The sequence below is a fragment of the Chania multitudinisentens RB-25 genome (assembly GCF_000520015.2).
In the GTDB taxonomy this organism is placed as follows: domain Bacteria; phylum Pseudomonadota; class Gammaproteobacteria; order Enterobacterales; family Enterobacteriaceae; genus Chania; species Chania multitudinisentens.
Genome location: NZ_CP007044.2, coordinates 1,161,665 through 1,187,660 on the forward strand (window position 1 = coordinate 1,161,665; position 25,996 = coordinate 1,187,660).

Below are 25,996 nucleotides of genomic sequence, written 5' to 3' on the forward strand. Positions count from 1 at the left end.
CCCGGCAAACAGGGGCTGGGAAAGGGTTACAACGCTTGGTGGCGGGTTTCTTTCATCAGCAGTAATGCGATCAGCGTCAGGCTGGCCATGGCCGCCAGGTACAGGCCAACGTAGAACAACCCGTAATAGGTTGCCAGCCAGGTGGCGATATACGGAGCGACAGAGGCACCCAGAATTGAAGCCACGTTATACGAGAAAGAAGCCCCGGTATAACGTACTTCGGTTGGGAATAACTCCGGCAGCAACGCACCCATTGGGCCGAAAGTCAGGCCCATGATGCTCAGGCCACACAGCAGGAAGGCCATGACCAAGACCTGATTGCCAGAGCCCAGCATACTGGGGAACAGGAAAGCAAAAGCGATCATCAGCAGGGTGATAACAATCATGGTTTTGCGGCGGCCAAAGGCATCAGCCAGCATCCCCGCGATGGGCACCATAACACCAAAGCCAATCACTGCTACCATCAGCATCCACAGGAAGCTATTGCGTGAATAACCTAATCCCAGTGGTTGTGGCGTGGTGCCGTATGTCATGGAGTAAACGGTCATCAGGTAGAAAAGCGTATAGGTGGCTAACATGATGAAGGTGCCAAGGATCGTGGCTTTCAGATGTTTGCTCAGCAAAGTACCAAGCGGGATTTTCACCTGTTTGCCCGCTTTGGCTACTTTGGCAAAAATCGGGGTTTCATGCAGCGAAACACGCACGTACAGGCCAATCAGCACCAGTGCTGCCGAAAGGATAAACGGTACGCGCCAACCCCAGGTCATGAATTGCTGCTCGGTTAGCAGCCAGGAGAGCAGCAGGAAGGTGCCGTTGGCAAAGAAGAAGCCGATAGGGGCGCCTAATTGGGGGAAAGAACCATACAACGCACGTTTGTGCGCCGGCGCATTTTCGGTGGCCAGCAAGGCTGCCCCGCCCCATTCTCCGCCTAAGCCTAACCCTTGGCCAAAGCGCGCCAGCGCCAGCAGGATGGGTGCAAAGATCCCAATAGTTTCATAGCCTGGCAACAGGCCGATCAGCACGGTGGAAACCCCCATGGTCAGCAACGAAGCCACCAGAGTGACTTTACGCCCGACACGATCGCCGAAGTGACCAAACACGGCAGAACCAATGGGCCGGGCTACAAAGGCGATGGCGAAGGTAGCCAGCGATTGCAGCGTTGCAGCGGCGGGATCGCCCTGCGGGAAGAAGATATGCGGGAACACGATCACCGCTGCGGTGGCGTAAATATAGAAATCAAAGAACTCAATGGCGGTCCCGACCAGCGAGGCGACAATGACTTTTCCCCGGGAGTTAACCGGCGTGGACGCTTCTTCGGCGCCCAGAGTTGTTGCGATGGAGGCTTGCATAATGGCTGCTTATATTTGGTATTTTAAAAAATGCATCTTAGTCATAGCAAAATACCTTTTCAATGACGGAACTTTGTACAATTCGGCAAGTAACTCGTTAAAAGGAATAATATTTTAATATTCAATTCTTGTTTGGTTTTAAAAATGGGGAATTTAAAATCATTGAGAGATAACCGCTATAAAATGGGAGAAGAAAAGTGATGGGGAGTTCGTTATGCTGACAACGGCCATAGGGTTGATTTTATTTTGAAATAATAGGCTGGATATTGGGTTTAAATAGAGGTTAAAGACCAGTTATAACGTTACAACTGATATAAAATTGTGGTTTCTGGAGTGGGAGTCACTTCACCTGTGGCAGAGTTTTATCCTCTTTGTATTGTGCTGTCGCAATCCAGGCGGCACAGAACAGCGTCAGGCGAGCGAAGAAATAGAAGAACGCCATCAGTCCAATCACTGAACCAAAGGCTGCGCCGGAAGGAGAACGGGTTACCTGCGGCAGCGTCATGGTCATGACAAACTTAATCACCTCAAAGCCGATTGCGGCAATCAACGTGCCACGCAGCAGGGCTTTTTTCTTCGGTTTATGGCGGGGCAGCATCCAGAAGATCCACAGAAACAGCAGATAGTTGGCGAAGATGGAAATAGACAGCGTAATCAACGTCAGCGCTGGCCGCAGCCATTCGATGCCGTCCAGCCCGAGAAGATGCACAATGGTGGCTTGAGCGGAACCCGCAATTGAGGTTAACGACAACGTAATGATTAAGGCGAGCACCAGGCCAATCAGAGAAACAAAGTCGCGGGCATATCTAAAGTAAATTTTTTCCTGATCCTGTGGATTACGCTCCCAGACATCACGTGATTGGGCGCGGATCGCCTCCCGCAGATTGCCCATCCAACTGATACCGGAATACAGCGCTAAAGCCAAACCGGTCAGGCCGACGGTGGTGCGCTGCTGGATTGCCGTATTCACCGAGTTTTTCAACGTGCTGGCGAGCGTCGGATCGCTAATGCTGTTGACGATTCTATTGATTAACTCGGCCAGCAGATCCGGGTTGGAAGCCAGCACAAAACCCGCGGCCGCGAATGAAACCATCAGAATCGGAATCAGCGAAAGAAAGGAGAAATAGGTAATGGCTGCACCAAACTGGCTTCCTAAGCGATCATTGAAACGTTCTGTCGCACGCAACAGATGGGTGACGCTGGGCCAGGCTTTAACACGTTCGAACAGGCGAGCAACGCCAGAGAGGGTTTTATTCTGCGGCTGACGGGGTTTTTTATCCAATCCTGTAGGCATTACGTCACGATTCCTTTTGGTTTAAACAGGGAGTCCATTGGGTATCACAGTGATGATACCAAGCAGATTGCGCGATTTAAAACCTTGATAGCAGCACAGGGTATAGCAAGGCACCCGATCAAAATGATGCTATGACATGATTAAAATTGTGGTGAATTATCTACTTGTACCATCACTGCATTAATTTTTGGCACCGCGCTAACGATTACGGTTTCAGTGGGATCTTTGCCACTCCAACAATCTCCCTCTACTGAACAGGTACCTTGTTTCATGTAGCCAAGAGAAGTCAGATAAGTACTAACCCTGCCGGTATCCTTTGTATTGTAAAATGTTACCGAATATACCAATGACCCTGGGCCTGCCACGTTATAAAAATCAAATTCATACCGTTCAGATATTCTCGGCATTTTTTTCAGGAGGTCAGGCGTATAATATTCATACTCATTTTTATCCTGTTCGGTGTAGTGAGCACTGCCAGCCAGTTGCATTTGTACCATTGGCCAGAAGTAAGTCAGCACGCCCGCTATAACGACGATAATGGTTAGTACGACTTTAAGTGGATTTTTCATACCATCAGATCCCTTTTCTTCCCATCTTGTATGAAAGAACCGTTCATGGTTGCGATAGTAACGTTTCCAGACTTCCAATCTTGGTAGGGTTGAATGGTCTGCATAAAGTTAGGCAACTGACCTAATTGTGGTTTGGCGTTGGGGAATCGTTCAGGATCTGGGAACAACAGTGGCCGGAAGGTTTCATTTTTCCAGGAACCGATTTTACCGTAATAATCCCAACGTTTAAGCGCCTCCTCTTTGCTAACTGGCTGTAGCATAGAAAACGGATTTTGAATTGAAATCACGCGATAAAACCCCAACAGATCGGAAACTAAATCCTCACCACTGAATCCACTATCAGTCACCATGTTGTTAGGGAATGAACCCTGAAATACCTCAAATCTCCGCGCCATTGTCATCATCATAGCGAGCGCAATTCTTTTACGTTCGTGAGACGGGCGCCCCTTACGGATACGCCACCTGATGAACTTCCCTACTCGGATGATCCGATATGGGGATACCATAGACTGAACATAAGTAATATCGTAGCGATCCGCACGCATTGCTTCACCAGCGTCGATTTTTTTCATCAGTATCCTGATGTCATCTCCTCTCGCATGACCAAGATCAAGCCAACCCAGTACTTCCGTGTAAACTAGGCCAGCTCTGGCACTGGCCGCCTGTGAACCGTCAATGATTTCACTCCGTTTGCTCATCCTTAAGACTCCCTGTCCTGTCTGCGAATAATATTACTGCACTTTCAGTTCGATGCGACTTCTGGATATCACTTGACGCCAGTAATCCCCCTTTTCCGGCCTGGTTGTGCAGTCTGCACTGATGGCTACTGGCTTGTTGAGGGGGCACCGAGGTCATTCCACCACAAATGACAATAGCCAATCTGAGGTAAGAGTACCGCTTTGAGCGTGGCTAACCAAAGGCGGCGTAATGGTTTGGTGATACACAAACTCGGAGGTTGTAGCGAGTAAGATCCCGCATTGTGTCGTTCATCACACGCATTCTTTCTTCGGAATACTTTCAAATTTTATCTATTGAACCGTCAAGAAGGCTTTTACTCATCATAGGGCGCAGTGTTTTCACGCTGTCTGTGCCTGTTGGCAGTCCGTAAGTAAGGGCTGGAATAGTTGTACTTCTCATCAATAGAAAAAATGGAAGGTCCTATGAAATCATTCAATCATCCAACCTGTCGTCCGTTTCTTGAAGCGGGCAATCTGTCACAGATTTCTGCTTACTATGAGGAGGAACGTAATATCATGTGGATGCTGTTACGTGCTGAACCACGCCCTTGCTTCAATCATGCGCTGATTGAAGACATCATGACGCTGGTGCAGGCGGCAAAAGAATCAACGCTGCGGTTTGACTTTTGGGTAACCGGTTCACTGGTGCCGAATATGTTCAACGTGGGGGGCGATCTGAGCTTCTTTGCCGAAGCGATCAAGAACCGCAAACGTGAATCGATGACGGCTTATGCACGAGCCTGCATTGATTGTGTTCATGCAGCGGCACGGGGTTTTGATGTCGGTGCGATCAGTATCGCCATGGTAGAAGGCAGTGCGCTAGGCGGTGGTTTTGAGGCAGCATTGGCTCATCACTTTGTTCTGGCACAGAACAATGCGCGGATGGGCTTCCCTGAGATTGCCTTCAACCTCTTCCCTGGCATGGGCGGTTATTCGCTGGTGGCGCGCAAGGCAGGTATGCGCTTGGCGGAGGAACTGATCTGGACGGGTGAATCCCACACGGCCGAATGGTTTGAAAGCCGTGGGCTGGTGGATCAACTGTTCCAGCCAGAGGATGGCTATATGGCCACCCGTACTTTCATCGATACCATCCGGCCCAAGTTGAACGGTATGCGAGCCATGTTACGTACCCGTCAGCGGGTACTGCAACTGACTCGCTCAGAGCTGATGGATATTACCGAAGACTGGGTACATGCTGCCTTTACCATTGAGGAGAAAGACATTGCCTACATTGAGCGCTTGGTGATGCTGCAAGATCGTCATGCACAAAACCTGCTTCGTGCTGGGTAATTAGCCCTTGCCCGCATCATCCTCGGCTTGATGATGATGCGGGCGATATGATTGCACCCATGCTTCAAACTCTTCTGGAAGCATGGGTTGCGCAAACAGAAACCCTTGTTTCTCATCAACCCCAACACAGTTCAGGAACTGATCTTCGCTTTCCGTTTCGACACCTTCGGCAATCACGCGGAATTGCAGTGCTTCAGCCGCGGCAACGATAGCGCGTATTAATGATTGTGACACCGGTGCCAGGTCAACGCCCCGCACAAAGCTTTTATCCAGTTTGATGGCATCCAGCGGAATGCGTGCCAACTGCGCCAATGAGGAATAACCGGTACCAAAGTCGTCCAGATGGACCTGAGCCCCTAAGGCGCGTAGCCGACCAATCACTTCATGTGCCCGATTTTCGTCTTCAATCAGGCTGCTTTCCGTCAATTCAAAATCCAGCATGCACGGTGTAAGCTGGTTCTCTTCCAGTACACAGGCCAGATCGTTGACGACGCTGTCGTCTACCAACTGCCGGGCCGAGATATTCACTGCGATCCGTATATTTAACCCTTGCTGCTGCCACTTTGCGGCCTGCTTGGCGGCGGTTTGCAATACCCAGAGGCCAAGAGGGCCGATCAGTCCTGACTCTTCCGCATAGGAGATAAACTGGATCGGGGGGATCAACCCACGTTCTGGTGAGTCCCAGCGTACCAAGGCTTCCACGCTGCACGCGAGGCCAGTATGTGTACTGATCTTCGGTTGGTAATACACAACCAATTGGTTCTGCTCCAGCCCTTTGCGCAAGTTGGTGTCCAGCCACATATATTCTGCCACGCGGCGGTTCATTTCCGGCGAGAAGACGATAAAAGTACGTTTGCCCTGCTCTTTGGCGACGTACATCGCGGTATCTGCACTACGAATCAGGCCATCAAGATCGTTGCCATGCTCCGGGCACAGGGCAATGCCAATTGAACAACCGGTGTACACCTCAATCAGGCCAATGCGGAACGGTATTTTCAGGCGGTCAATAATGCGCTGTGACAATTCCTGTAGCATCGTGTGGTCGGCTTGGCGTACCAGAACCAGAAACTCATCGCCTCCCAGCCGGGCCAGCAATTCACCTTCTTTGAGGCAGCCAAGGATGGCCCGTGAAACCTCGACCAGCAGACGGTCACCGAACATATGGCCGTAGGCGTCATTCACTTTTTTGAAGTTATCGAGATCGAGGTACACCAACCCGACGCTGTTGTCACCGCGCTCGTTAATCGCTTGGTTAACGTAATCCTGAATGGCGTTACGGTTTGGCAGACCGGTGATGGTATCGGTATTGGCCTGGACTCGCAGGCGCTCCAGAGCCCGGCGTTCTTCGGTAATATCGGTGCCGGAACAGATCAGAAAAACCTCTTTCTTCCCACTGCCACTATGTACGAATTTATTGCGGAACAAGAATAACCGTTCGCCCTTGACCGTTTTTATCCAACGCTCCACCTCGTAAGAGGAGCCATTGCGAAAGAAACCGGCAATATTACGACGAGATGCGACCGCCTCTTCTGGGCTCATAAACATCTGGAAGACGTTTTTACCGATCACATCCTGTTCCTGTAGACCCGTATATTCTTCGCTCAAGCGGTTAAAACGCTGAATGCGGCCATGCTGGTCAACGATCACAATCACCGAATTGGCTTCTGAGACTACCTGTTCAGCAAATGAGAGGCCATGTACCAGGTCACGTGCGACGGCCTGAGTATCAGTATAGGCAGAGGCAGTGCCGGCCCATTCGTGCTTATTGACCCGGCGGCCGACGAGGTGCAGGTGAATAGGTTGGCCACTGAGTTGAATGGTAAGGTCCAGGCTGGCGGTGATCCCACTCAAACGGCGTATTTTCGCCGCTTGCATATCGCTGAGAGCAACAGCGATGTGCGTTTTGCCTTTAACTGCGGTCAGTTCCAGGGCATTGCTGTCAAACGCCAGATGCCAATAGGGGCTGCTGGTACCAAAATGGGCGCTAAGTAGCATTGGACCTTGGTCTGTGAGCATGATCATTCCTCAAAAAGCAGGGTATCCGACGCTCGCGATGAGGGAACTGCTTGACCTCATGCCCGGTAGCGTAGGTATCCTTTATCCGTTAACGCCTTTTTTGTTAGTTATTAGTGTGGCAGTTGAACAATTATGTAGTCAATTATTCGTTTAGATAGGCAGCTAACTTGTTGCTTATCTGAAAATTCTGGCCTGTACCACACAAATCTCCCAGCCGCGCTCCTGTACCATCGGAACATGGCCTAAAGAGGCAGTGTTATAGAGTGTAAAAGAGAACTGCAAACTACGCGAAAATCTGTTTCTTTTATCCTGTTGAACAGAGTGGATCATTGATGAAGTTAAAAGTGAGGCGGGCAGAAATACCGTGTGAAGTAATATAAACTTCCATATTACCAGCACCTCCTCCATGATTTGTTCATAATTCATGGATAACGCTATTTCAGGTTTTAAAAAGTTTACATACCATCGCACTACTCTATGTTTGTCCGCCTAGTATTACTTCCGACGACACAATGCGCTTGTTAACAGGCAGCGCTTTTGATGAAAAGTAATCTTAAGGAAATGATGATGCGTAAACTGACCGCTTTATTTATTGCTTCTACTTTAGCTCTGGGTACTGTTTCAGTAGCATTTGCTGCGGATAGTGTTGCGGAACCTCGTACTGACAGAGCACCGATGAAAATGATGCACCATGATGGCCCTGGTAAAAGAGGGCCGTTTGCGGGGTTGAATCTGACAGAACAACAGCGCCAGCAGGTGCGTGACATTATGAAAGAAGCACATCAGAAACGTGGTTCCGAGGAAAATACCGAGCGCCAGGCGTTGCATAATCAGATTGCTTCAGACAGCTTTGATGAAGCTAAAGCAAAGGTACACATTGATGCTATCAGCAAAGCACAGGCTGAACATATGCTGGAGCGCGCCAAAGCGGAGAATAAAATATATAACCTGCTGACTCCTGAGCAGCAAAAACAATACAATGAGAATTATCAGAAACGCGAGCAGAAAATGATGGAGCATAAAAATAAGATGCAGGAGCAAAATTTGCTGCGCGATAATTAAGACCTGTCTATCTCTAAAGAAACCGAGTGAGAGAAAGGCGGCAAACGCTGAGCTGTTCTTAACTATTATTGGCTGTCTGTTTTACAGACAGCCAATATAATCTAGCTAATTACTCTCGTTACGACCCACTTCCTAGAGTAAATACGTGATTAATTGAGGTTGAGCCAAAGCTATCAGTAACCTGAGCAGCAGTGACGGTTGCATTTGTTTGTACGATCCCACTCGCGATACATTGTGCCTCAGTAGAGAAAGAATCACCTCGCATTGTGACAGGCCCTGAAGTGTTGTTATCTATTGGCAAACCAGACAGAGCGTTCACAGGTATCGTTGCGGAATTCACGGTTGTTACCGTAGAATTATGCAAATTAAAGGTTATTCTTCCCGTCGTTTCATTATCATAACGGTCGTACAGTGTTAGTGCTTCTACGAACATAATAACTCGTGTAAAGCCAGTGCCAGGTGATTGTGGCCGGCATTCCTGAACAGCTTGATGTAGAGATAAAATTGCTGGTGCTTGATTCTGATTCCAAGCTCCTGGCGTGATTGTTACCGTTTCCGTAAGCCCCGTAATCTCTGTACCTGATAGCCTTACTGCGATATTTGCATCACCAGTCTTAGTGCCATCAATATTCGCGGTATAAATGTTACCAGTGTGGGCTTGGTTCGTTATCTGGCTGTTGGTCAGGTCTGTAGTAAAGGTAATATCCAAATCAGGAATAGGATTCCCATAGGCATCCTGGGCTGTCAATTCAATGAACGCCCCTGTTCGATCATCGGCATTAATGCTATTGGTGCTCACCGTTAATGTTGTGTTGTTCACATCAAGAGCTCCAGCGGATAAGGTAACGGTTGCCGGTGCTACATTCAATGCACTGCCATTAACTTCGGCCGTCACGATAGAGGCCCCGGCAATGGTCCCTGCGGTGAGCGTCGCGGTGTAAATACCGTCGCTGCTTTCCACTGCGGTATCGACCGTGCCTAAGGTCGGGTCAAGAACCACGTTCTGGCCTGTTACCGGGTTGTCATTGCTGTCTTTCAATATCAGGGTCAGGGCTGAAGTATCACTGCCATTGGCCACGATATTTGTCGGGGTTGCGGTCAGTGTGGAACGGGTAATATCGATCGCCCCGGCGGAGAGCGTGACGGTAGCCGGTGCCACATTCAATGCACTGCCATTAACTTCGGCCGTCACGATAGAGGCCCCGGCAATGATCCCTGCGGTGAGCGTAGCGGTGTAAATACCGTCACTGCTTTCCACTGCGGTATCGATCGCGCCTAAGGTCGGGTTAAGAACCACGTTCTGGCCTGTTACCGGGTTGTCATTGCTGTCTTTCAATACCAGGGTCAGGGCTGAAGTATCACTGCCATTGGCCACGATATTTGTCGGGGTTGCGGTCAGTGTGGAACGGGTAATATCGATCGCCCCGGCGGAGAGGGTGACGGTTACCGGTGCCACATTGAATGCACTGCCATTAACTTCGGCCGTCACGATAGAAGCCCCGGCAATGATCCCTGCGGTGAGCGTAGCGGTGTAAATACCGTCACTGCTTTCCACTGCGGTATCAACCGTGCCTAAGGTCGGGTTAAGAACCACGTTCTGGCCTGTTACCGGGTTGTCATTACTGTCTTTCAATATCAAGGTCAGGGCTGAAGTATCACTGCCATTGGCCACGATATTTGTCGGGGTTGCGGTCAGTGTGGAACGGGTAATATCGATCGCCCCGGCGGAGAGGGTGACGGTTGCCGGTGTCACATTCAATGCACTGCCATTAACTTCGGCCGTCACGATAGAGGCCCCGGCAATGATCCCTGCGGTGAGCGTCGCGGTGTAAATACCGTTGCCGCTTTCCACTGCGGTATCGACCGTGCCTAAGGTCGGGTTAAGAACCACGTTCTGGCCTGTTACCGGGTTGTCATTGCTGTCTTTCAATATCAAGGTCAGGGCTGAAGTATCACTGCCATTGGCCTCGATATTCGTCGGGGTTGCGGTCAGTGTGGAACGGGTAATATCGATCGCCCCAGCGGAGAGGGTGACGGTTACCGGTGCTACATTCAATGCACTGCCATTAACTTCGGCCGTCACGATAGAGGCCCCGGCAGTGGTCCCTGCGGTGAGCGTCGCGGTGTAAATACCGTCACTGCTTTCCACTGCGGTATCGACCGTGCCTAAGGTCGGGTTAAGAACCACGTTCTTGCCTGTTACCGGGTTGTCATTACTGTCTTTCAATACCAGGGTCAGGGCTGAAGTATCACTGCCATTGGCCACGATATTTGTCGGGGTTGCGGTCAATGTGGAACGGGTAATATCGATCGCCCCGGCGGAAAGGGTGACGGTTGCCGGTGTCACATTCAATGCACTGCCATTAACTTCGGCCGTTACGATAGAGGCCCCGGCAATGGTCCCTGCGGTGAGCGTAGCGGTATAAATACCGTCGCTGCTTTCCACTGCGGTATCGATTGCGCCTAAGGTCGGGTTAAGAACCACGTTCTTGCCTGTTATCGGGTTATCATTGCTGTCTTTCAATATCAGGGTCAGGGCTGAAGTATCACTGCCATTGGCCTCGATATTCGTCGGGGTTGCGGTCAGTGTGGAACGGGTAATATCGATCTCCCCGGTGGAGAAAGTGACGGTAGCCGGTGCCACATTCAATGCACTGCCATTAACTTCGGCCGTCACGATAGAGGCCCCGGCAATGGTCCCTGCGGTGAGCGTAGCGGTGTAAATACCGTTGCCGCTTTCCACTGCGGTATCAACCGTGCCTAAGGTAGGGACAAGAACCACGTTCTGGCCTGTTACCGGGTTGTCATTGCTGTCTTTCAATATCAGGGTCAGGGCTGAGGTATCGCTGCCATTGGCCTCGATATTTGTCGGGGTTGCGGTCAATGTGGAACGGGTAATATCGATCACCCCGGCGGAGAGGGTGACGGTAGCCGGTGCCACATTCAACGTATTGCCATTGACATTGGCTGTCACGATAGCGACTCCGGCTACGTTCCCTGCGGTGAGCGTAGCGGTGTAAATACCGTTGCCGCTTTCCACTGCGGTATCGACCGTGCCCAAGGTGGAGGCAAGCCTCACGTTCTGGCCTGTTACCGGGCTATTATTGCTGTCTTTCAATATCAGGGTCAGGGTTGAAGTATCACTGCCATTGGCCACGATACTCACCGGATCGGCGGTCAACGTTGAGTTTGTGCTGCTCAGATCCTGAGGGTTTACGTGAATAAGGGTGGTTGCCTGATTAGAAATATTGCCTCTTGTATCATGAGCTACGGCACTTAAGGTATAAATGTTACCTATGCTACGAGTGGCTTGATAAGGAGGATAAGTCACTTGAACTACATTGGGCGATAATAGGTTAATATTCCCACCAGCAGCGATTAGGGAATCGGCATTCCAATCAATACGATCCATTCCGTGTTTTGCAACCACTTCGGCAGTCAGGGTGGCGGTATCGCCTTCCATGCCGACTAAATTTGCGGGTAAACTCAGGCGTATTAACTCTTGCTTTTTATACTCAAGAACTATGTTGTTGTTACGTTCAACCAAATCATATCGGCTACCTGCCAGTAGCCTGGTTGCAGCGACTGCTGATGGATTAATCTGTTTCAGCCAAGGCTCGCCTAGGCGATAATTAAATTGTAGGTTGAAAGAGGTGTCATTATTACTACTTTGACCCATACGATGATCAATACCTACAGTGACTAATGGGATCGGAGTATAGTTAATACCCGTGGTGACGGCATAAGGATTCTTCTGTCTATTCTCTTTGCCGAAAAGGGCGACCTCATCCCCACGATATTTCTCATACATTAATTTCCCTCCTAGTTGTGGATAAGAAGGAAGATACGCTTCTGCACGGATATCATAGCCATTTGCCGGGCGTTCATTGTAATACTCGAAATCTCGAGATTGGTGCCAGTTGGTGATGCCGAAATAGGTGTTGGCTGATAGCTTCAAATAATCGGTCCAGGCCTCAGTGCCAACTCCGATGCGCTGATTATGGCCCGTGATATCATTATCAAAGAAAGTATTAATACCATACATCCATTTACCGATGTGGGTTCGTGCTCCAACACCAACATTAACGGTATTGCGGCTGTCTTGGTTTCTCATCCCTAGCTGAGTAAATAGTAGAAATTCTTCCTTATCATACAAAGGGACAAGAAAGTCCAAGGTGCTCTTGTCCAAGTTAAAGTCATCATCAACATTGAGTTGTATACGTGCAGTACCAAACTGATTTAACCATTCTTGAACTGACTGGTTAGCTTCATTGACTATCGCAGATTTTACTTTCTGCCCTGCATAATGCATTGGATCTTGTTTAGAGAGCAATTCTCCTGAAAAGACCCCAGCATCGGCCAGCTTCATTTCAATGCCTGTTGGCGTGTTATTTTCAGCTTGTACTGAACTCGTCGTATCTGCTTGAGAAAGGGCATAAGATGTCGTTGCTTTTTTCTCTGAAAATATAGCCGCTGTAACCGTTGGCGTATAGGAAAGCATGATGGGAAATAGCAATTGCAATATGATATTAATCCAAGCTATTCGTATAAATCCACTTGAATATCTTGGGTTTTTTTTGCTTTTTAACAGGGGTATTTTCTTTAGTTTCCTAATGATGAGCATAGCTAGCTCACGGCTAGTATATATTTTCATGGCTTTTTTAATCTCAAGTTGATTCGTTAATTTGAAATGATTATTATTTAATCCTTATTAACTAAAAAATATCGTCTTTTCTTGAGGGCAGGCTGGTATCCCAAAGATTTGCGTAATCAGGATGGTTTTGCAGGTAAGGATGTTTGATATAGGATATTACTCTTTAAAAACACTCTCAAAGGCAGTCCCAAAGGTAGTTAATTTAACATGTGAAATTGAAATATCCTTGCAAGATAGTCATCTGAATAGCTTTTTTCTTTTAGGAAAGAACTGATCACTCAAGAATTTCATTAATTAATAGCGGCTAATGGAAAGTATGGCAAGTTATTTTATTTAAAATAACTTATCATTTCATTTTTTTGATATTACACCAAAGAAAGAGAAGTTATCCTGCGTGATGAATGGATTTAAAACAATTAATAAATCACCATGATGATCTCGATACAGCGTTTTTTTAGTGACTGAGACAAATTTCTAACCAATGCAATATGATGAAAAGTAGGATTAATTGATATATATCAATTAGGCTTCTATCACATTAACAGGTTGTTTTATTTTGGGGTTGAACCTGGATTTAGCTCAGATAAAGGTTTTTATAAGGGCGAGCAGAGTGAGCCATCCTCAATAACACCTCTTGGGACAGGCTCTTATTCAGCCGTATGCGAAATGGCATGGAATTGTTCGATGACTACGTTGGCAAATTGCGCTTCATTGATGTGATAGGGTGTTTTGATTAACTGACGTTTGTCTGTTTGCTGCAAAGTAGATTCCAATGAATGGGTAAACGCATTCAATGCTGCCGGATCCCAGAAGGGTTGATCTGGAGCATCCAACGCAGAAACACCGCCTTCCGGTAATACAAAGCGTACTTCTCCTGGGCAAGCATTAAGTTTTTCACCTAGCCAACGGCCCATATGGGCATTTTCTTCCGCCGTGGTGCGCATCAGCGTCACTTGGGTGTTGTGATTATAGAAATGTCGCTTGGCGTAACGGACAGGGATGGTCTTTGGATGGCCGAAGTTAATCATGTCCAACGCTCCGCAGGACATGACACAAGGGATACCGGTGCGGGCAATGGCACCAAAACGATCTTCGTTGCAGGCAAGGACGCCATCGAACAGATAATCGCAGATCTCGGTGGTGGTGAGATCCAGTACCGCATCAAGTAAATGACTGTCGATCAACTTTTCCATGGCGCGGCCACCGCTGCCCGTTGCATGAAATACCAGGCAGTCCCAGTCAGCCTCAATCGCACGGGTCACAGCTTTGATACAAGGCGTGGTGACACCGAACATTGTCAGGCCGGTTGCTGGCTTGCTGTTAGCATCATCGTCAACACGAAAACGTATTGCGCCAGCAATTTGATTAGCTGCGTTGCTCAATACCTTGCGTGAAATTCGGTTCAACCCAGCAATATCGGTGACTGAATATAACATGGCGATATCGCTGGCTCCCACGTACCCGGAAACATCGCCTGCCGCCATACTGGAAACCATCAACTTCGGCAAACCGATAGGCAATTGCTGCATGGCGGGCGTCACGATGGCGGTTCCGCCGGAGCCTCCTAAGCCCAGTAAAGCGGCAACGTCGTTGCGGGTTAACATAAAGCGTTCGAAAGCTACTGCCATCGCCGCAATGGCTTGGCCACGGTTACGGCAAAAAACGGCTTGCGCTCCTTCTGGATGATAACTGGCAATTTCCACCGCAGAAATATCAGCCCGATAGTAAGGAGGTGCTCCAGAAGTGGAAAGATCAAGTGTCAGTGGAGGCAAGCCGAGGTTGGCGATCAGATTACGAACATACTCCAACTCTTGTCCTTTGGTATCTGCTGTGGTAGCAATATAGACAAAAGTTGGGGTGTTTCTCATCATTTGTTCCCGAAAAATTTTATAATATTATAAGTATAATAATTACTTTAGGTGTGGAACCCTGGTGTTGGACAATAGAAATACATAAGACTATTTTATAGACATAATGAGACGGTAGTATCATTTATGCAAGCTTTAATTCGCTGAGAATGAGATTTATCTCTCATCTTTAGTTGTTTTAGCTTGGTTTTTTTACGCTGCTGGTGGGTTAGCACCCTGCTGGTCACGCTTTTTGATCGTATCTGTTCCAGGGCTGGATGATACGAGAAAGTTCGAGGTTAACGTGCCAATAAATGCATTTCCCGCACTGCGGGATGAATCTCTAACGCATACTCGGGCCAGAACCCGCAATTTGTTATTGACCAGCGCCATGGCGCTTTATGATGGTGGCCTTTTCCCCTCTATCACTGAGCTTGCCGCACATGCGCAGGTTTCCCGCGCGACAGCCTATCGTTATTTTCCCACTCAAAGTGCCTTAATCTCCGCAGTAGTGGCAAAAAGCCTGGGGCCGATCCTTGAATGGCAGCCGCAAGATAACGATGCATTGAAGCGTATTCAGCAACTGCTGGCATTTGCTTATCCACAGATGGAACAACATGAGGGTGCCTTGCGTGCGGCACTGCAACTGTCGTTGCAGCAGTGGGCCAATGCCACACCGGGCGAAAAATTTGTGCGCGGCAATCGTAAGCGCTTGCTGAAGCTGGCGGTAGAGCCCTTACAGCATAAGTTGCCACCAGAAGCTTTACAGCGTGTGATTCATGCTTTTTCGCTGATCTATGGTTCAGAGGTTTTTCTGGTACTGAAAGATATTTGGGGTTTAGAACTTGCAGGTATTCAAGATGTGACTCAATGGATGGCCAAAGCTATTATTCGTCAAGCTGAGGAAGATATGAGGAGCGGTGAATCGTAATCCGTGCAGCGGGCCCGCACAAAATAAAAAACCGAAACTCTTGCGAATTTCGGTTCAAAAACGGGTAAAACGCCTGACTTAGCGGCTAAAATTCACACGGTTTGCAGAACATCCTGATGTATACATCCAGTTTTCAGGAACTGCGACCGATTCAAAACTTCCCTGGTGTTGTTATGGTTATTATGAATGTCAATCTACAACTATTTTTTATAATAATTTTGCTTCAAATACCATGTTTCACCATAAAAGATGGCATGTCAAGCAAGGTTTTGGTTTAATATTGCATAATATGCGAGTTTTAGATAGCATTTCTGTACAATAATGCGTCAAAGCGATTGATAAATCGGTGAAAAAAAATCGAAGGATAAAATGTATAACAATCATCAAAAATTCGATTCGCAGTCGATTGCAGACAAGGTCAGGGAACTTTTTTCACACCACGGGATTGGTAAACGCCAGCAGGCAAAAGAACTCAGTCGTATTTTGGAGCTGAGTTTTTCACATGCCCATCGTAAGTTGAAAGGGCAGAGCCCGTGGACGCTGGAGCAAATCAATAAAGTGGCTGCCGCATTGGGTGAACCCCCTGCGGCAATTGCGGATATTTTTCCTGAAAATGGTGTGGTGACACAAAGTATGGCGCAGGATGCCATCTTTTGGATTGCGGGTACTCAACTCCCTTGCGTTGGCTACATTGGCGCTGAGTTAGCCGAGGGCCAGTTCGTGGAATTTGTCGCTCTGCAACAAGAGGGGAACTGGATGATTTATCGTGCCAGTGAAGCTCCTGCGGGCCCGCATTTTTGTGTCGATCTGATCGAACTTCGGCCTGGCAGTATCGAAGATGAGCGCCTGAGTATTGCGGTATTGGATGATGCGCAGCAGGTGGCCGATGAACTGACCAAGTATCTCAATAGTCAGGGTTTTAACGCCACGGCATTCTATGATGTAGGCAGTTTCTGTCAGGCGTTGAGCAAAAGCCCGTTTGATGGTTACGTGGTCGATTGGCTGATTGGGCAGGAAACTGCGCAAAAATGTATTGAAACCATTCGTACTTCAGATCACCCCGATGCGCCAGTATTGGTTTTGACCGGGCAACTGGGTACCAATCTGCGTGAATCTGAAATTGCCAGGGCGATGCGTGATTATGATGTACTCGGGCCTTATGAAAAACCTGTGCGGCTCCATGTGATCGAAGCCGCATTGCAGCGTTGTTTTAATCTTTAGCCGTAAACAGTGTTGCCAATGAGGTGGACAATACATCCATGCGCACGGGTTTTGTCAGGTAGTCATCAAACATGGCCCGCTGCTCAGTGGGCAATAATTCAGGTGTATACGCGCTGATGCCGATAATCGGAATATTGCGGTTTGGGCCAGGTTGGGCACGCAGCTGTTTCGCGAGCGCAGCACCATCAATACCGGGCATCTGTAGGTCAAGCAATAATGCGTCATATGGGCGCCGCAACAGTTTTTGCAATGCCCGTTCCGATGAATTACACAACTCATGCTGGTATCCCAGCTTATCCAGCAGGGTGATAAAAGCCTGACCAGCGTCTGGGTTATCATCCACCACCAGAATTTGCTGTTCCCTTTTCAGCAAAGGGGATTCCGGCAAGGGTTTTTCTTCAGACGGTTTTTCCATACAGATTTCAATGGGAATACTGACGATAAAGGTACTGCCCTTTTTCACTTCGCTGTATACCGTAATGGTACCGTTGAGCAACTTGACTAGGCCATGGACGATCGCCAACCCCATACCCACTCCGCTATACTGATGAGTATGTGATTGATCCAGCTGGGTAAATGGTTCGAAAATCTGTGAAAGCATACTTTTTTCGATACCGATCCCAGTATCTGTGATTTCAATGCTCAACGAGCAACCATTCAGTTGGCTACGCAGGCAACTGCGCAGCGTAATGGTGCCGTTTTCGGTATATTTAAACGCATTAACCAGCAGATTAACGATAATTTGCCTGATCCGTAGTGGATCGGAAGAGATCAACTGCGTATTGAATTCCAATTCGCAGATTAATTTGATGTGCTTTTTGGGTGACAGCATGGCGATTTCGTCTGCGGTTTCTGCAATGAGTCGCCGGGCGTTAAACGGTGCGATGCGTAGCTCCATCATGCCGCTTTCCAGGTGGGCATAATCGGTTAAGTCTTTCATCTGGCGTTCAATTTGCTGGGCGGCACTCTCCAGGCGCTGAAAAGTATCTGCATGCTCAGCCAGGAATCTCGTATTCACCAACACATCAATGGCTGACATGATGCTTTGTAAGGAAGTACGCAGTTCATGCCCAATAGCGCCTAAAAAAGCACTTTTAGTACGGTTGGCTTTTTCTGCCTCAATGGCCAGCGCCTGCTGCCGAATGGTCAGGCGTTGCTGGCGTAGGATAACCAGGGTGATCACTACCAACGCGATGACAGAAAAGATGATAATGACCAGGCCATAGAAAATGATGTGACGTTTTTCAATGAAATCTTCATAAGCGTCAGTACGTTGTTTAACTTCCGCATGATCTGTCAGATTTGCCATTTCAATGGATAACGGTTGGAGCTGCTTTAAGGTTTGCACAATATGCTGGAAGTTAATGTTCTGTTGGTTGATCAGAGCATCAAGATTATCCATTTGGTGGAGCATCTTTTTGATGACGTTTGAATAACCAGGTTCGCGATACAAGGGTTCGGTAGATTCTGAGATTGTTTCAAGGATATAAAAACGCGAGTAAAGGATCTCGAATTTCAGCCTTAATTCTTCAGCGTTATGCTGGCTGGCATTCCTTTGTTGTTCAATAAAAGTTTCAAATTCAGCAAGCTTGATAGCAAATTTGGCAATTGACCAAGAGTAATTCTCCTGTGTACCCGCAATCGCATACAATCCTTTTTGCGATAAGATTGCACTATAGGAATAAAGCGTAATCGCTGAAGCCACTAAAAGGAGTGCAGCAAAAATAGCCGGAATTGCCAATCTGTTGCCATGCTTAAAAGATATCCGCTTCATTTTATGACTATCCGATTGATCTGCCATATAAATCGCGAGTTATACAGTGGGGAATTCAATTCACCCCCTTCGGTATCGCGGGGATAAATGAGAAATAAGGGGCCAAAGTTTCTTATCTTCAACAGGGCTCCTCCCATTTTATAGGCGAGGATCATGTTATATTTCTCAACGTCGCTAATAGGGATGTTGATGTAGTAATCATTCAAAGCGTAAAACGTCATCATCGTTCCTTTGGCACCGACCTTGGTCAATAATTCAGCCAGTGCGACGCCTTCAAACTTTTCCCGTGGGGTCCATGATGTGGTGGTAGTGATTGAGCTGACCGGCATGGCAAACAATTGTTTATCAGTGAAGGTATAGCTGCGGTTTTCCTTATCAGTGAAGTGACTGATATTCCCTTCTATTTCCAGCGTAAAGCTGAGTGCATAAGGTTGGCTGATTACTAAGGCAGCGCATGCCAAAGTAATAATTCTGATCAGGTTGGTGAACATCATTATGCCTCAATCAGTGTAGACAAGGATTTCAGACCTACGAATCTATCAGGCTGCCGGGCTACAGAAAACACCCAATTTGTATAATTGGCTAATTATTAAGATAACTCCTGATTCGAATGCGTATTTTTCAAGGGAAAGGAAACAGGAGATACAGCAACTTTGCTAATGGGTAAAAGTTGAGCTTTAAATGGGCCAGTATTTGGCCTTGATGGTGGGCATGGCACCGTTGTTTGATAGAGATGTTAAGTAAACCAGGGGTCCAGATCATGACATCTAATTTTAAAAACGAAATACAGACATTCGGCCGATCCTTATTATTGCCCATTGCCGTTTTGGCACCCGTAGGGATGTTAATGGGGATTTGTAGCGCGCTGGGTCAGGCGTATATGATAGACAAACTGCCATTTCTGGGGAATGTGTATTGCAAAGCGATATTGTCTTCGATTGGCTTAATCAGCAGTGTGGTGTTCCAGAATATCCCATTACTGTTTGCCATGGGGGTTGCCTATGGCATGTCGAAAAAAGAGAAGGGCATTGCGGTTTTCGCGTCGGTCATCTCTTATTTAACGCTATTAATTTCAATGCATGTGCATTTGAAGTTAATGGATCAATTAGTCACAGAGAATATGGCGTTTGTCGGGCAAGGAATGGTGCTCGGTATACATACGTTAAAAATAGAGGCGTTGGGCGGTATTATTGCTGGCTTGCTGGCGGCGAAAGTGACCGATAGATTTTATCGGTTACAGTTGCCGCTGGCATTTGCCTTTTTCAGCGGTAAGAAATCGGTCGCTATCTTATCGATAGCCTTTACCATCCCGGTCGGCCTGCTGATCCCCTTCGTTTGGGATGTATTTACCGCAGGAATGAGGAGTATTTCGACCATTATGATGGCGCCGAATATTGGTGCCGGGATTTACATGACCTTGAACCGGTTACTGATCCCGTTTGGTTTACACCATGTGTTGAGTTCAACCGTGCGTTTTACCGAGGCTGGCGGCACCTATCTGATCGACGGGCAAACCTACGTTGGCATTCTGCCTGCCATGAATAAAATTCTGTTTGAACTGGGGCCAAACCATCCGGCCTGGAATGAATTTATGCCAACGCTGTCGAGCTATCTGGCTTCGTCACAGATGTTGACCACGCTGTTTCGCGTTCCGGCTATCGGGCTGGCGATGTACCATATGGCGTATCTGAAGAATAAGAAATTTGCCAAGGGGATGATCCTGACGGTGGTGCTGACGGCGTTCCTGGGTAATATTACCGAACCGCTTGAGTTCTCTTTCCTGTTTATTGCTCCTAAGTTATTCATTATCTATGCGATATTGTGTGGCCTGTTAACCATTCCTCTCCAGATATTGGAAGTGTCGATTGGTTATATTCGCGGTACGATCTTTGACTTCGGCATCTTTGGCCTGATGTATGAGAATACCCACTGGGTAAACCTTATTCTGCTGGGCATGGTTAACTTCGTGGTGTTTTATTTCTTCTTCCGCTATGCCATTGGAAAGTTCGATATCAAAACACCGGGGCGCGAAAATGAAATGGCAGACAGCGCTTTGTTGAATAACAAAGAGTACGACAAAGTGGCGCAACTGGTGGTGGAAGGGCTAGGGGGTAAAAACAATATCAAGCGGGTGGAAAACTGCGTCTCACGGCTGCGTATCGATCTCGCCGATCAGAAACTGCTGAATATAGAATTGCTGAAAGAAGCGGGTTCATTGGGGACTTTTATTCCCTCCAGTAACCATATTCACGTCGTCTTCGGGCCACACGTCGAGTTTGTCCGCAATGCGATCGATGATCACCTGGCCGGCAAATAAAGTAGCCTATTGGGATAGGCTCTAAGAGGAAACAGCATGCGCGCACTATATGACTCTAAAAGTAAAACCATCGATCATCAGGGAATGAAGGATCTGTTTACTCACGAAGCCAGGGTACAGTCATGGCTCGACGTGGAAGGTGCTCTGGCGTTGGCGCAGGCCAAGGTTGGTATCATTCCTGCTGCTGCGGCAGAAAATATTGCCGCCAATTGCCGCTTGGAGCGAATCGACCTTGCCGAAGTTGATCGGCTGCTACGCCAGATTGGCCATGGGTTTGTGCCAGTGATCAAGGTATTGGTCAAAGCCTGTGATGCGGAAAGTGGCAAGTATGTTCACTACGGCGTCACTACCCAGAACATTCAGCAAACGGCCCACCTGCTGATTGTGAAAAAATTCCACCAGAAATTGATGAAGTTCGTGAATGACACGCTGGTGAATCTGGCCCATCTGGCGAAAACGCATAAAAACACCCTGATGGCAGGGCGCACTCACGGTAAGCATGCATTGCCCATTACCTATGGCTATAAGGTTTCGGTGTGGATTTATGAACTGCTGGCGGCGGTGGAGCGCATGCAAGAGGCGGAGAAACGGGTGTTTACCGTCATGATGGGCGGCGCGGTGGGGGCGTTTCACGCTACGGGGGAACCGGGCAGAGCGGTGCAGGATCTGGTTGCCGAACAGCTTGGCATGTACTCAATGCCGGTTCCTTCCCGCAGTGCCAGAGTGTTTCGCGCCGAGTACATCACCAATCTCTGCCTGTTGGCGACGACGCTGCATAAAATCGCAGAAGAAGTTTATCAAACCTCCAGCGAAGAATTTGGCGAGGTATCGGAGGCGTTTACCAAAGGCACGGTGGGCAGCAGTACCATGCCGCAGAAGGTCAATCCCAAGCTGGCAAAGGGCATTATTGCCAACGCGCAGAAGCTGTATTCGGTACTGACGGCGGCATTGTACGTCTGCCCACGGCCATTTGAGGCCGATAGCTCCGCCTACTTTATTTTTGACGCCAGCTTGCAGGAAGGTATTGAACTGATGGCGGAAATTATCCTGCGTGCGGAGGAGTTAACGCGTACTTTGGTGATTAACCCCGAACGAATGCATGACAATGTCATGCTGACGCACGGGCTGATCAACAGCGAAAAAATCATGATGAAACTGGTGGATAAGCTAGGCAAAGATCCGGCTCACGAGCTGGTTTACAGCATGGCGATGCGCAGCACGCACGAGCGGCTTGAATACAGTGAGGTGCTGAGCAATGACCCGGTGATAGCGGCCAACTTCACGGCGCAGGAGATTGCGGAGCTGCTGGCCCCTGGCAGCTATACCGGCCTGTGCGCCGTGTTGGCTGATGAACTGGCCGAGCGGGTACTGTGCGGCACCGCCTAGCATTAAGAGCCAACCCCCGTAGCGTTATCCTGAACCAGGGCATTGCCCTGGTTTATTCTGTCTGTCATAACGACATGGCGCTAAACCTGGCCCTGATTTTATTAATGAGGGTTATCACAAAATCAAACTATGATGAAAAGTTGTGAAAAAACATATTGATATATATCAATATGGCGCAGTTCGTAAAATGAGCAAACTAACGGCGCTGGTTTGAAATAGTATATAAATCAATGAAAAAGGATGTGGCTAACTTGGCACAGAGAAATATGTATATGAGCGCGACTAAAAAGGAAGAGCTATATGAACATGATTTCAAATGTGTTTTTTTACAGGACTCACCAAGAACATCTCAGAACGAATGGAAAATCAGTAACACTCAATAAGTCTATCATTGCCTTGGCAATAGCTGCTGCAACGTTCTCAATGGCAGGCACAGCCATTGCAGCCTATACGGAGCCAGGCCAGCTTGGCGATAAAGCGAGTTGGGAAACCGAGGAGTATGCTAAGGACTGGGGGCTTGCCGCGATGAAGGCTTCCAGCGCCTATGCACTGGGGTACTCTGGGCAAGGCGTTAAGGTGGGCGTGATGGATTCCGGCGCACTGCTGTTTATTCATCAGGATCTGAATGGCGATCGTTTCCATGCCGTGCAGGCTTCTGGCTTATACGGTTCTTCCGGTGTGCGTTATCCACAATCGGCCGTGGGTTTACAGGGCGAATATACTGCGGGTGAAGCATTCGATATTACCGGCCAATGGATATCAGGTGTTAATGATGGGCACGGAACCCACGTCACCGGCACCGTTGGGGCGAACCGTGACGGTGAAGGGATGCACGGTGTCGCCTGGGGAGCGGATATTTATGTCGCTAATAACGGCGGGACCGATGGGAATAACTATGGCCCATTTCAGGATTACCAATTCTTCTATGCAGGTTGGAAAGCGTTGGTGGATTCCGGGGCAGAAGTGATTAATAACAGTTGGGGCACCAATATTCGCATCGTTGACAACGGCTCAACCGGCAGTGACGGTGGCAATACCGGTGTTCATCTCCCCGCCAATGGCATGTCTCAGTCAGAGTATGAGTATTTTTATTTCAACAAAGTGTATGGCGCTCATCCCTCTTTTGTTGATGCAGCCTACGATGCAGTGAAGGGAACAGAGGTGGTACAGATATTTACCACCGGCAACCGTGATTTCACCAATCCATTCTATCGCGCACTTTATCCTTACTATAACCCCGCAGCAGAACAGCACTGGATTGCGGTTGCCGGGCTACAGCGGGTAACGGGCACGGATAAATATTCGCTTTCTTATACCTGGAATGAGGCGGGTGAGGCCAAATGGTGGACCGTGGCGGCACCGGGCAATGGCATCTACTCCACCACGGTGAATGCCACCACCGGCGCTGCGGGTTGGGGCAACTCCTCCGGCACCTCCATGTCGGCTCCGCATGTTGCGGGCGCAATGGGCGTTCTGCTGTCTCGTTATCAGGATATGAGTGCGCTTCAGGTACGCGATGTGATGTTCACCACGGCCAGCCACCAGAATCCAGACGGCAGTACGTTTGACAATTGGACCGCCGCTGATGGTGTGCCTGATGTCCGTTACGGCTGGGGCGTGCCCGATCTCGATAAAGGCATGTATGGCCCTGGTCAGCTTCTTGGCGAGTTCGTCTATAACATAGCCAGTACCCCGCTTGATGTCTGGAGCAATGACATCGGCCAGCAAGCGCTGGATGCGCGTAAACAGGAAGATCTGGCCTGGTTACAGAACTATCAAGATAACGGGATTGCGGCTGGCGGAAGCTATGAGCTGGGTAATAGTTTCGTGGTGCTTGATGGCAATGACGATCCCACTGACCACATCGTGAGTCAGGCGGATGCTGAACAATGGCGGCAAGATTATTACACCTTGCGGGCTGCCGCTATTCAGGCCAGAACGGATGCCGATCTCTATACCGGTTCCTTGGTTAAGCTCGGCGCAGGTACATTGGTCATGACGGGTGATAATACCTATCAGGGTAACACCCGCGTGGAGCAGGGGGCTTTGTATGGTTTCACGGAATCATTTGGTACAGGCAGCGTTGTGGTAAACGGTGGTCAATTCGGCGTTATCGCCCGCTATAACGATACGTTTACCCAGCAGGGCGAACTGACCTCGACAGAAAGCCATAAGGCCGACATTGCCGTCAATGCCGGTGGCACTTATGTGGTCAGCGTGGAGGAAAATGTCAACGTAGGCCAGTTAACCTTTAACCAGGGGTCTATGATCACGGTGGGCTCCACCCGCAAAGATGTGTTTGAGGAGGTGTTTAATCATGGCACCGTGGCTATCGGTACCGTCACCGCCGAGTCATTAACAGATGCTGATAAAGCCATCGCCACCCCTCAGTATGCGTTCTTCAAAACTCATGTCGATATTTCTGGCAACTCTCTCACCGCCAGCTTTGGCCGCAATGATGAGGTGACATTTGCCTCTTATGCGGCCAACCCTAATGGCCGCTCAATTGCTCGGGCGATTGAAGGCGCGGGTTCTGGTACGTTGTTCAGCACCCTGCTGATGGCGTCTGGTGAGGAGGTGCGTAACACTTATGACTCACTCGGCAGCGATATGTACCTCAATACGCAAAATGCCAGCATTGTTAATTCCATGACTCTGTCGCGTGTGATTAATGAGCAGGCTGCCGGCGTGGGGAGGGGCCGTTACGCTGACCTGGCCGATGGTTCGGCTCGCCTCTGGATTGCGCCTATTGGCAGTTGGTCTACGGTTGATTACGGCCAATCCAATATGGATGTTGATTTCTATGCGGCCTTAATCGGCGGTGAAATGGATATTAGCAGTAGCACTAAGCTGGGGCTGTATTTCGGGGCGGGGCGAACTGATTTTAAAGGGGGAATACAGGGTAAAGTCGAGAGTGATGATCTGCATATTGGGGCCTATGGTGTTTCCAAAATAGCCGATATTGCAGCGCTGAATTACGGTGTGATGTACACCAAACAAGATCGTGATGCTCATCGTACTTTGCGGGTGCGCGATCAAATAGCCAGTAATGCCGTCTCCCCAGATGTAGATATTATCCAACTGTTTGCCGAAGCGGCTTATTCAGGGTTTACAACGGATGCCTATGCCATTGAGCCGTATGTGGGGGTCAGTTGGCTGCATATTAAATCCGACGACTATGTTGAAACCGTCAATAATATGCGGTTTGCCACCGCCGTTGATAATCAGAATCTACAGGTTACCACGCTTGGCGTTCGTACTGCGCTGCCGTTTACCGTGGGGGAAGTGGATATGGCCGTGAAAGGCGATCTGTATGGAATGCACTTCTTTGGTGATACCACGCCGGAAGCGACGATGCATCTGGCAGATAGTGGAGTTGCTACGATCCAGGGCGGCAAATTGTCTAATCTGGTGGGGGTAGGGTTGGGAATAGAAACCAGGCTCAACAAAGCAACCACGTTCGGTGTGTCATACACCGGCGCGTATCATAGCGATATCACCTCAAACGGTTTTTATGCCCAATTAAAAATCGATTTTTGACCTTGGGGT

General features: G+C 48.6%; 16 protein-coding genes. 7 read left to right on the forward strand and 9 right to left on the reverse strand.

The genetic code is table 11. From position 1 onward, the window contains the following. Positions 1 to 26: 26 nt before the first annotated feature. From Z042_RS05070 to Z042_RS05085, 4 genes are all read right to left on the reverse strand, one after another. Positions 27 to 1,349, reverse strand: a complete 1,323-nt coding sequence (locus Z042_RS05070) for an MFS transporter (protein WP_024910639.1) — start codon at positions 1,347 to 1,349, stop codon at positions 27 to 29. A 340-nt stretch (positions 1,350 to 1,689) separates the two neighbouring features. Continuing rightward, positions 1,690 to 2,643, reverse strand: coding sequence for an inner membrane protein YhjD (gene yhjD / locus Z042_RS05075; RefSeq protein ID WP_024910638.1), 954 nt, complete (start codon positions 2,641 to 2,643; stop codon positions 1,690 to 1,692). Positions 2,644 to 2,783: 140 nt separating this feature from the next. Continuing rightward, positions 2,784 to 3,212 (reverse strand): hypothetical protein, encoded by a 429-nt coding sequence (locus Z042_RS05080; protein ID WP_024910637.1) that lies wholly within the window; start codon positions 3,210 to 3,212, stop codon positions 2,784 to 2,786. After that, the gene (locus Z042_RS05085; RefSeq protein ID WP_024910636.1) at positions 3,209 to 3,910 is read right to left on the reverse strand and encodes a hypothetical protein; all 702 of its coding nucleotides are present in this window, start codon (positions 3,908 to 3,910) and stop codon (positions 3,209 to 3,211) included. Before Z042_RS05085 ends, Z042_RS05080 begins: the two co-directional genes overlap by 4 nt. Before the next feature lie 462 nt (positions 3,911 to 4,372). Here Z042_RS05085 and Z042_RS05090 point away from each other — a divergent pair, with 462 nt between their 5' ends. Further along, positions 4,373 to 5,239 carry a crotonase/enoyl-CoA hydratase family protein gene (locus Z042_RS05090; RefSeq protein ID WP_024910635.1) on the forward strand — a complete coding sequence of 289 codons (867 nt, stop codon included), beginning with the start codon at positions 4,373 to 4,375 and terminating at the stop codon, positions 5,237 to 5,239. Here Z042_RS05090 and pdeR read toward each other — a convergent pair whose 3' ends face one another. Then, positions 5,240 to 7,255 (reverse strand): cyclic di-GMP phosphodiesterase, encoded by a 2,016-nt coding sequence (gene pdeR, locus Z042_RS05095; protein WP_024910634.1) that lies wholly within the window; start codon positions 7,253 to 7,255, stop codon positions 5,240 to 5,242. A gap of 567 nt (positions 7,256 to 7,822) precedes the next feature. On the opposite strand from pdeR, the gene spy reads away from it, so the two are divergent. Then, positions 7,823 to 8,317 (forward strand): ATP-independent periplasmic protein-refolding chaperone Spy, encoded by a 495-nt coding sequence (spy, locus tag Z042_RS05100; protein ID WP_024910633.1) that lies wholly within the window; start codon positions 7,823 to 7,825, stop codon positions 8,315 to 8,317. A gap of 118 nt (positions 8,318 to 8,435) precedes the next feature. On the opposite strand, the gene Z042_RS05105 is transcribed toward spy, so the two are convergent. Then, positions 8,436 to 12,686 carry an inverse autotransporter beta-barrel domain-containing protein gene (locus Z042_RS05105; protein WP_024910632.1) on the reverse strand — a complete coding sequence of 1,417 codons (4,251 nt, stop codon included), beginning with the start codon at positions 12,684 to 12,686 and terminating at the stop codon, positions 8,436 to 8,438. 932 nt (positions 12,687 to 13,618) lie between these two features. Further along, positions 13,619 to 14,839: a Tm-1-like ATP-binding domain-containing protein gene (locus Z042_RS05110; RefSeq protein ID WP_024910631.1), complete on the reverse strand. Its 1,221-nt coding sequence runs from the start codon at positions 14,837 to 14,839 to the stop codon at positions 13,619 to 13,621. 370 nt (positions 14,840 to 15,209) lie between these two features. Between Z042_RS05110 and Z042_RS05115 the strand changes: the two genes are divergently transcribed. After that, positions 15,210 to 15,749, forward strand: a complete 540-nt coding sequence (locus tag Z042_RS05115; RefSeq protein WP_236849256.1) for a TetR/AcrR family transcriptional regulator — start codon at positions 15,210 to 15,212, stop codon at positions 15,747 to 15,749. A 369-nt stretch (positions 15,750 to 16,118) separates the two neighbouring features. Then, positions 16,119 to 16,970, forward strand: coding sequence for a helix-turn-helix domain-containing protein (locus tag Z042_RS05120; RefSeq protein WP_024910629.1), 852 nt, complete (start codon positions 16,119 to 16,121; stop codon positions 16,968 to 16,970). On the opposite strand, the gene Z042_RS05125 is transcribed toward Z042_RS05120, so the two are convergent. Further along, positions 16,960 to 18,744: a hybrid sensor histidine kinase/response regulator gene (locus Z042_RS05125; RefSeq protein ID WP_024910628.1), complete on the reverse strand. Its 1,785-nt coding sequence runs from the start codon at positions 18,742 to 18,744 to the stop codon at positions 16,960 to 16,962. The genes Z042_RS05120 and Z042_RS05125 overlap by 11 nt on opposite strands. Next, the gene (locus Z042_RS05130) at positions 18,741 to 19,238 is read right to left on the reverse strand and encodes a putative pterin-binding protein (RefSeq protein ID WP_024910627.1); all 498 of its coding nucleotides are present in this window, start codon (positions 19,236 to 19,238) and stop codon (positions 18,741 to 18,743) included. Before Z042_RS05130 ends, Z042_RS05125 begins: the two co-directional genes overlap by 4 nt. 266 nt (positions 19,239 to 19,504) lie before the next feature. Between Z042_RS05130 and Z042_RS05135 the strand changes: the two genes are divergently transcribed. The 3 genes from Z042_RS05135 to Z042_RS05145 all read left to right on the forward strand — a co-directional run bounded on the left by Z042_RS05135 (position 19,505) and on the right by Z042_RS05145 (position 25,987). Continuing rightward, positions 19,505 to 21,061, forward strand: coding sequence for a PTS transporter subunit EIIC (locus tag Z042_RS05135; protein ID WP_024910626.1), 1,557 nt, complete (start codon positions 19,505 to 19,507; stop codon positions 21,059 to 21,061). 36 nt (positions 21,062 to 21,097) lie between these two features. Next, positions 21,098 to 22,447 (forward strand): class-II fumarase/aspartase family protein, encoded by a 1,350-nt coding sequence (locus tag Z042_RS05140; protein ID WP_024910625.1) that lies wholly within the window; start codon positions 21,098 to 21,100, stop codon positions 22,445 to 22,447. A gap of 423 nt (positions 22,448 to 22,870) precedes the next feature. Continuing rightward, complete coding sequence (locus tag Z042_RS05145; protein ID WP_236849217.1) at positions 22,871 to 25,987, forward strand: S8 family serine peptidase; 3,117 nt, start codon at positions 22,871 to 22,873, stop codon at positions 25,985 to 25,987. Positions 25,988 to 25,996: the final 9 nt, after the last annotated feature.

Excerpts from the sequence above, each read along its gene's own strand:
- Z042_RS05070 (WP_024910639.1), bottom strand. The coding sequence starts at position 1,349 with ATGCAAGCCTCCATCGCAACAACTCTGGGCGCCGAAGAAGCGTCCACG.
- yhjD (WP_024910638.1), bottom strand. The coding sequence starts at position 2,643 with ATGCCTACAGGATTGGATAAAAAACCCCGTCAGCCGCAGAATAAAACC.
- Z042_RS05080 (WP_024910637.1), bottom strand. The coding sequence starts at position 3,212 with ATGAAAAATCCACTTAAAGTCGTACTAACCATTATCGTCGTTATAGCG.
- Z042_RS05085 (WP_024910636.1), bottom strand. The coding sequence starts at position 3,910 with ATGAGCAAACGGAGTGAAATCATTGACGGTTCACAGGCGGCCAGTGCC.
- Z042_RS05090 (WP_024910635.1), top strand. The coding sequence starts at position 4,373 with ATGAAATCATTCAATCATCCAACCTGTCGTCCGTTTCTTGAAGCGGGC.
- pdeR (WP_024910634.1), bottom strand. The coding sequence starts at position 7,255 with ATGCTCACAGACCAAGGTCCAATGCTACTTAGCGCCCATTTTGGTACC.
- spy (WP_024910633.1), top strand. The coding sequence starts at position 7,823 with ATGCGTAAACTGACCGCTTTATTTATTGCTTCTACTTTAGCTCTGGGT.
- Z042_RS05105 (WP_024910632.1), bottom strand. The coding sequence starts at position 12,686 with ATGAAGCTGGCCGATGCTGGGGTCTTTTCAGGAGAATTGCTCTCTAAA.
- Z042_RS05110 (WP_024910631.1), bottom strand. The coding sequence starts at position 14,839 with ATGAGAAACACCCCAACTTTTGTCTATATTGCTACCACAGCAGATACC.
- Z042_RS05115 (WP_236849256.1), top strand. The coding sequence starts at position 15,210 with ATGGCGCTTTATGATGGTGGCCTTTTCCCCTCTATCACTGAGCTTGCC.
- Z042_RS05120 (WP_024910629.1), top strand. The coding sequence starts at position 16,119 with ATGTATAACAATCATCAAAAATTCGATTCGCAGTCGATTGCAGACAAG.
- Z042_RS05125 (WP_024910628.1), bottom strand. The coding sequence starts at position 18,744 with ATGAAGCGGATATCTTTTAAGCATGGCAACAGATTGGCAATTCCGGCT.
- Z042_RS05130 (WP_024910627.1), bottom strand. The coding sequence starts at position 19,238 with ATGATGTTCACCAACCTGATCAGAATTATTACTTTGGCATGCGCTGCC.
- Z042_RS05135 (WP_024910626.1), top strand. The coding sequence starts at position 19,505 with ATGACATCTAATTTTAAAAACGAAATACAGACATTCGGCCGATCCTTA.
- Z042_RS05140 (WP_024910625.1), top strand. The coding sequence starts at position 21,098 with ATGCGCGCACTATATGACTCTAAAAGTAAAACCATCGATCATCAGGGA.
- Z042_RS05145 (WP_236849217.1), top strand. The coding sequence starts at position 22,871 with ATGGCAGGCACAGCCATTGCAGCCTATACGGAGCCAGGCCAGCTTGGC.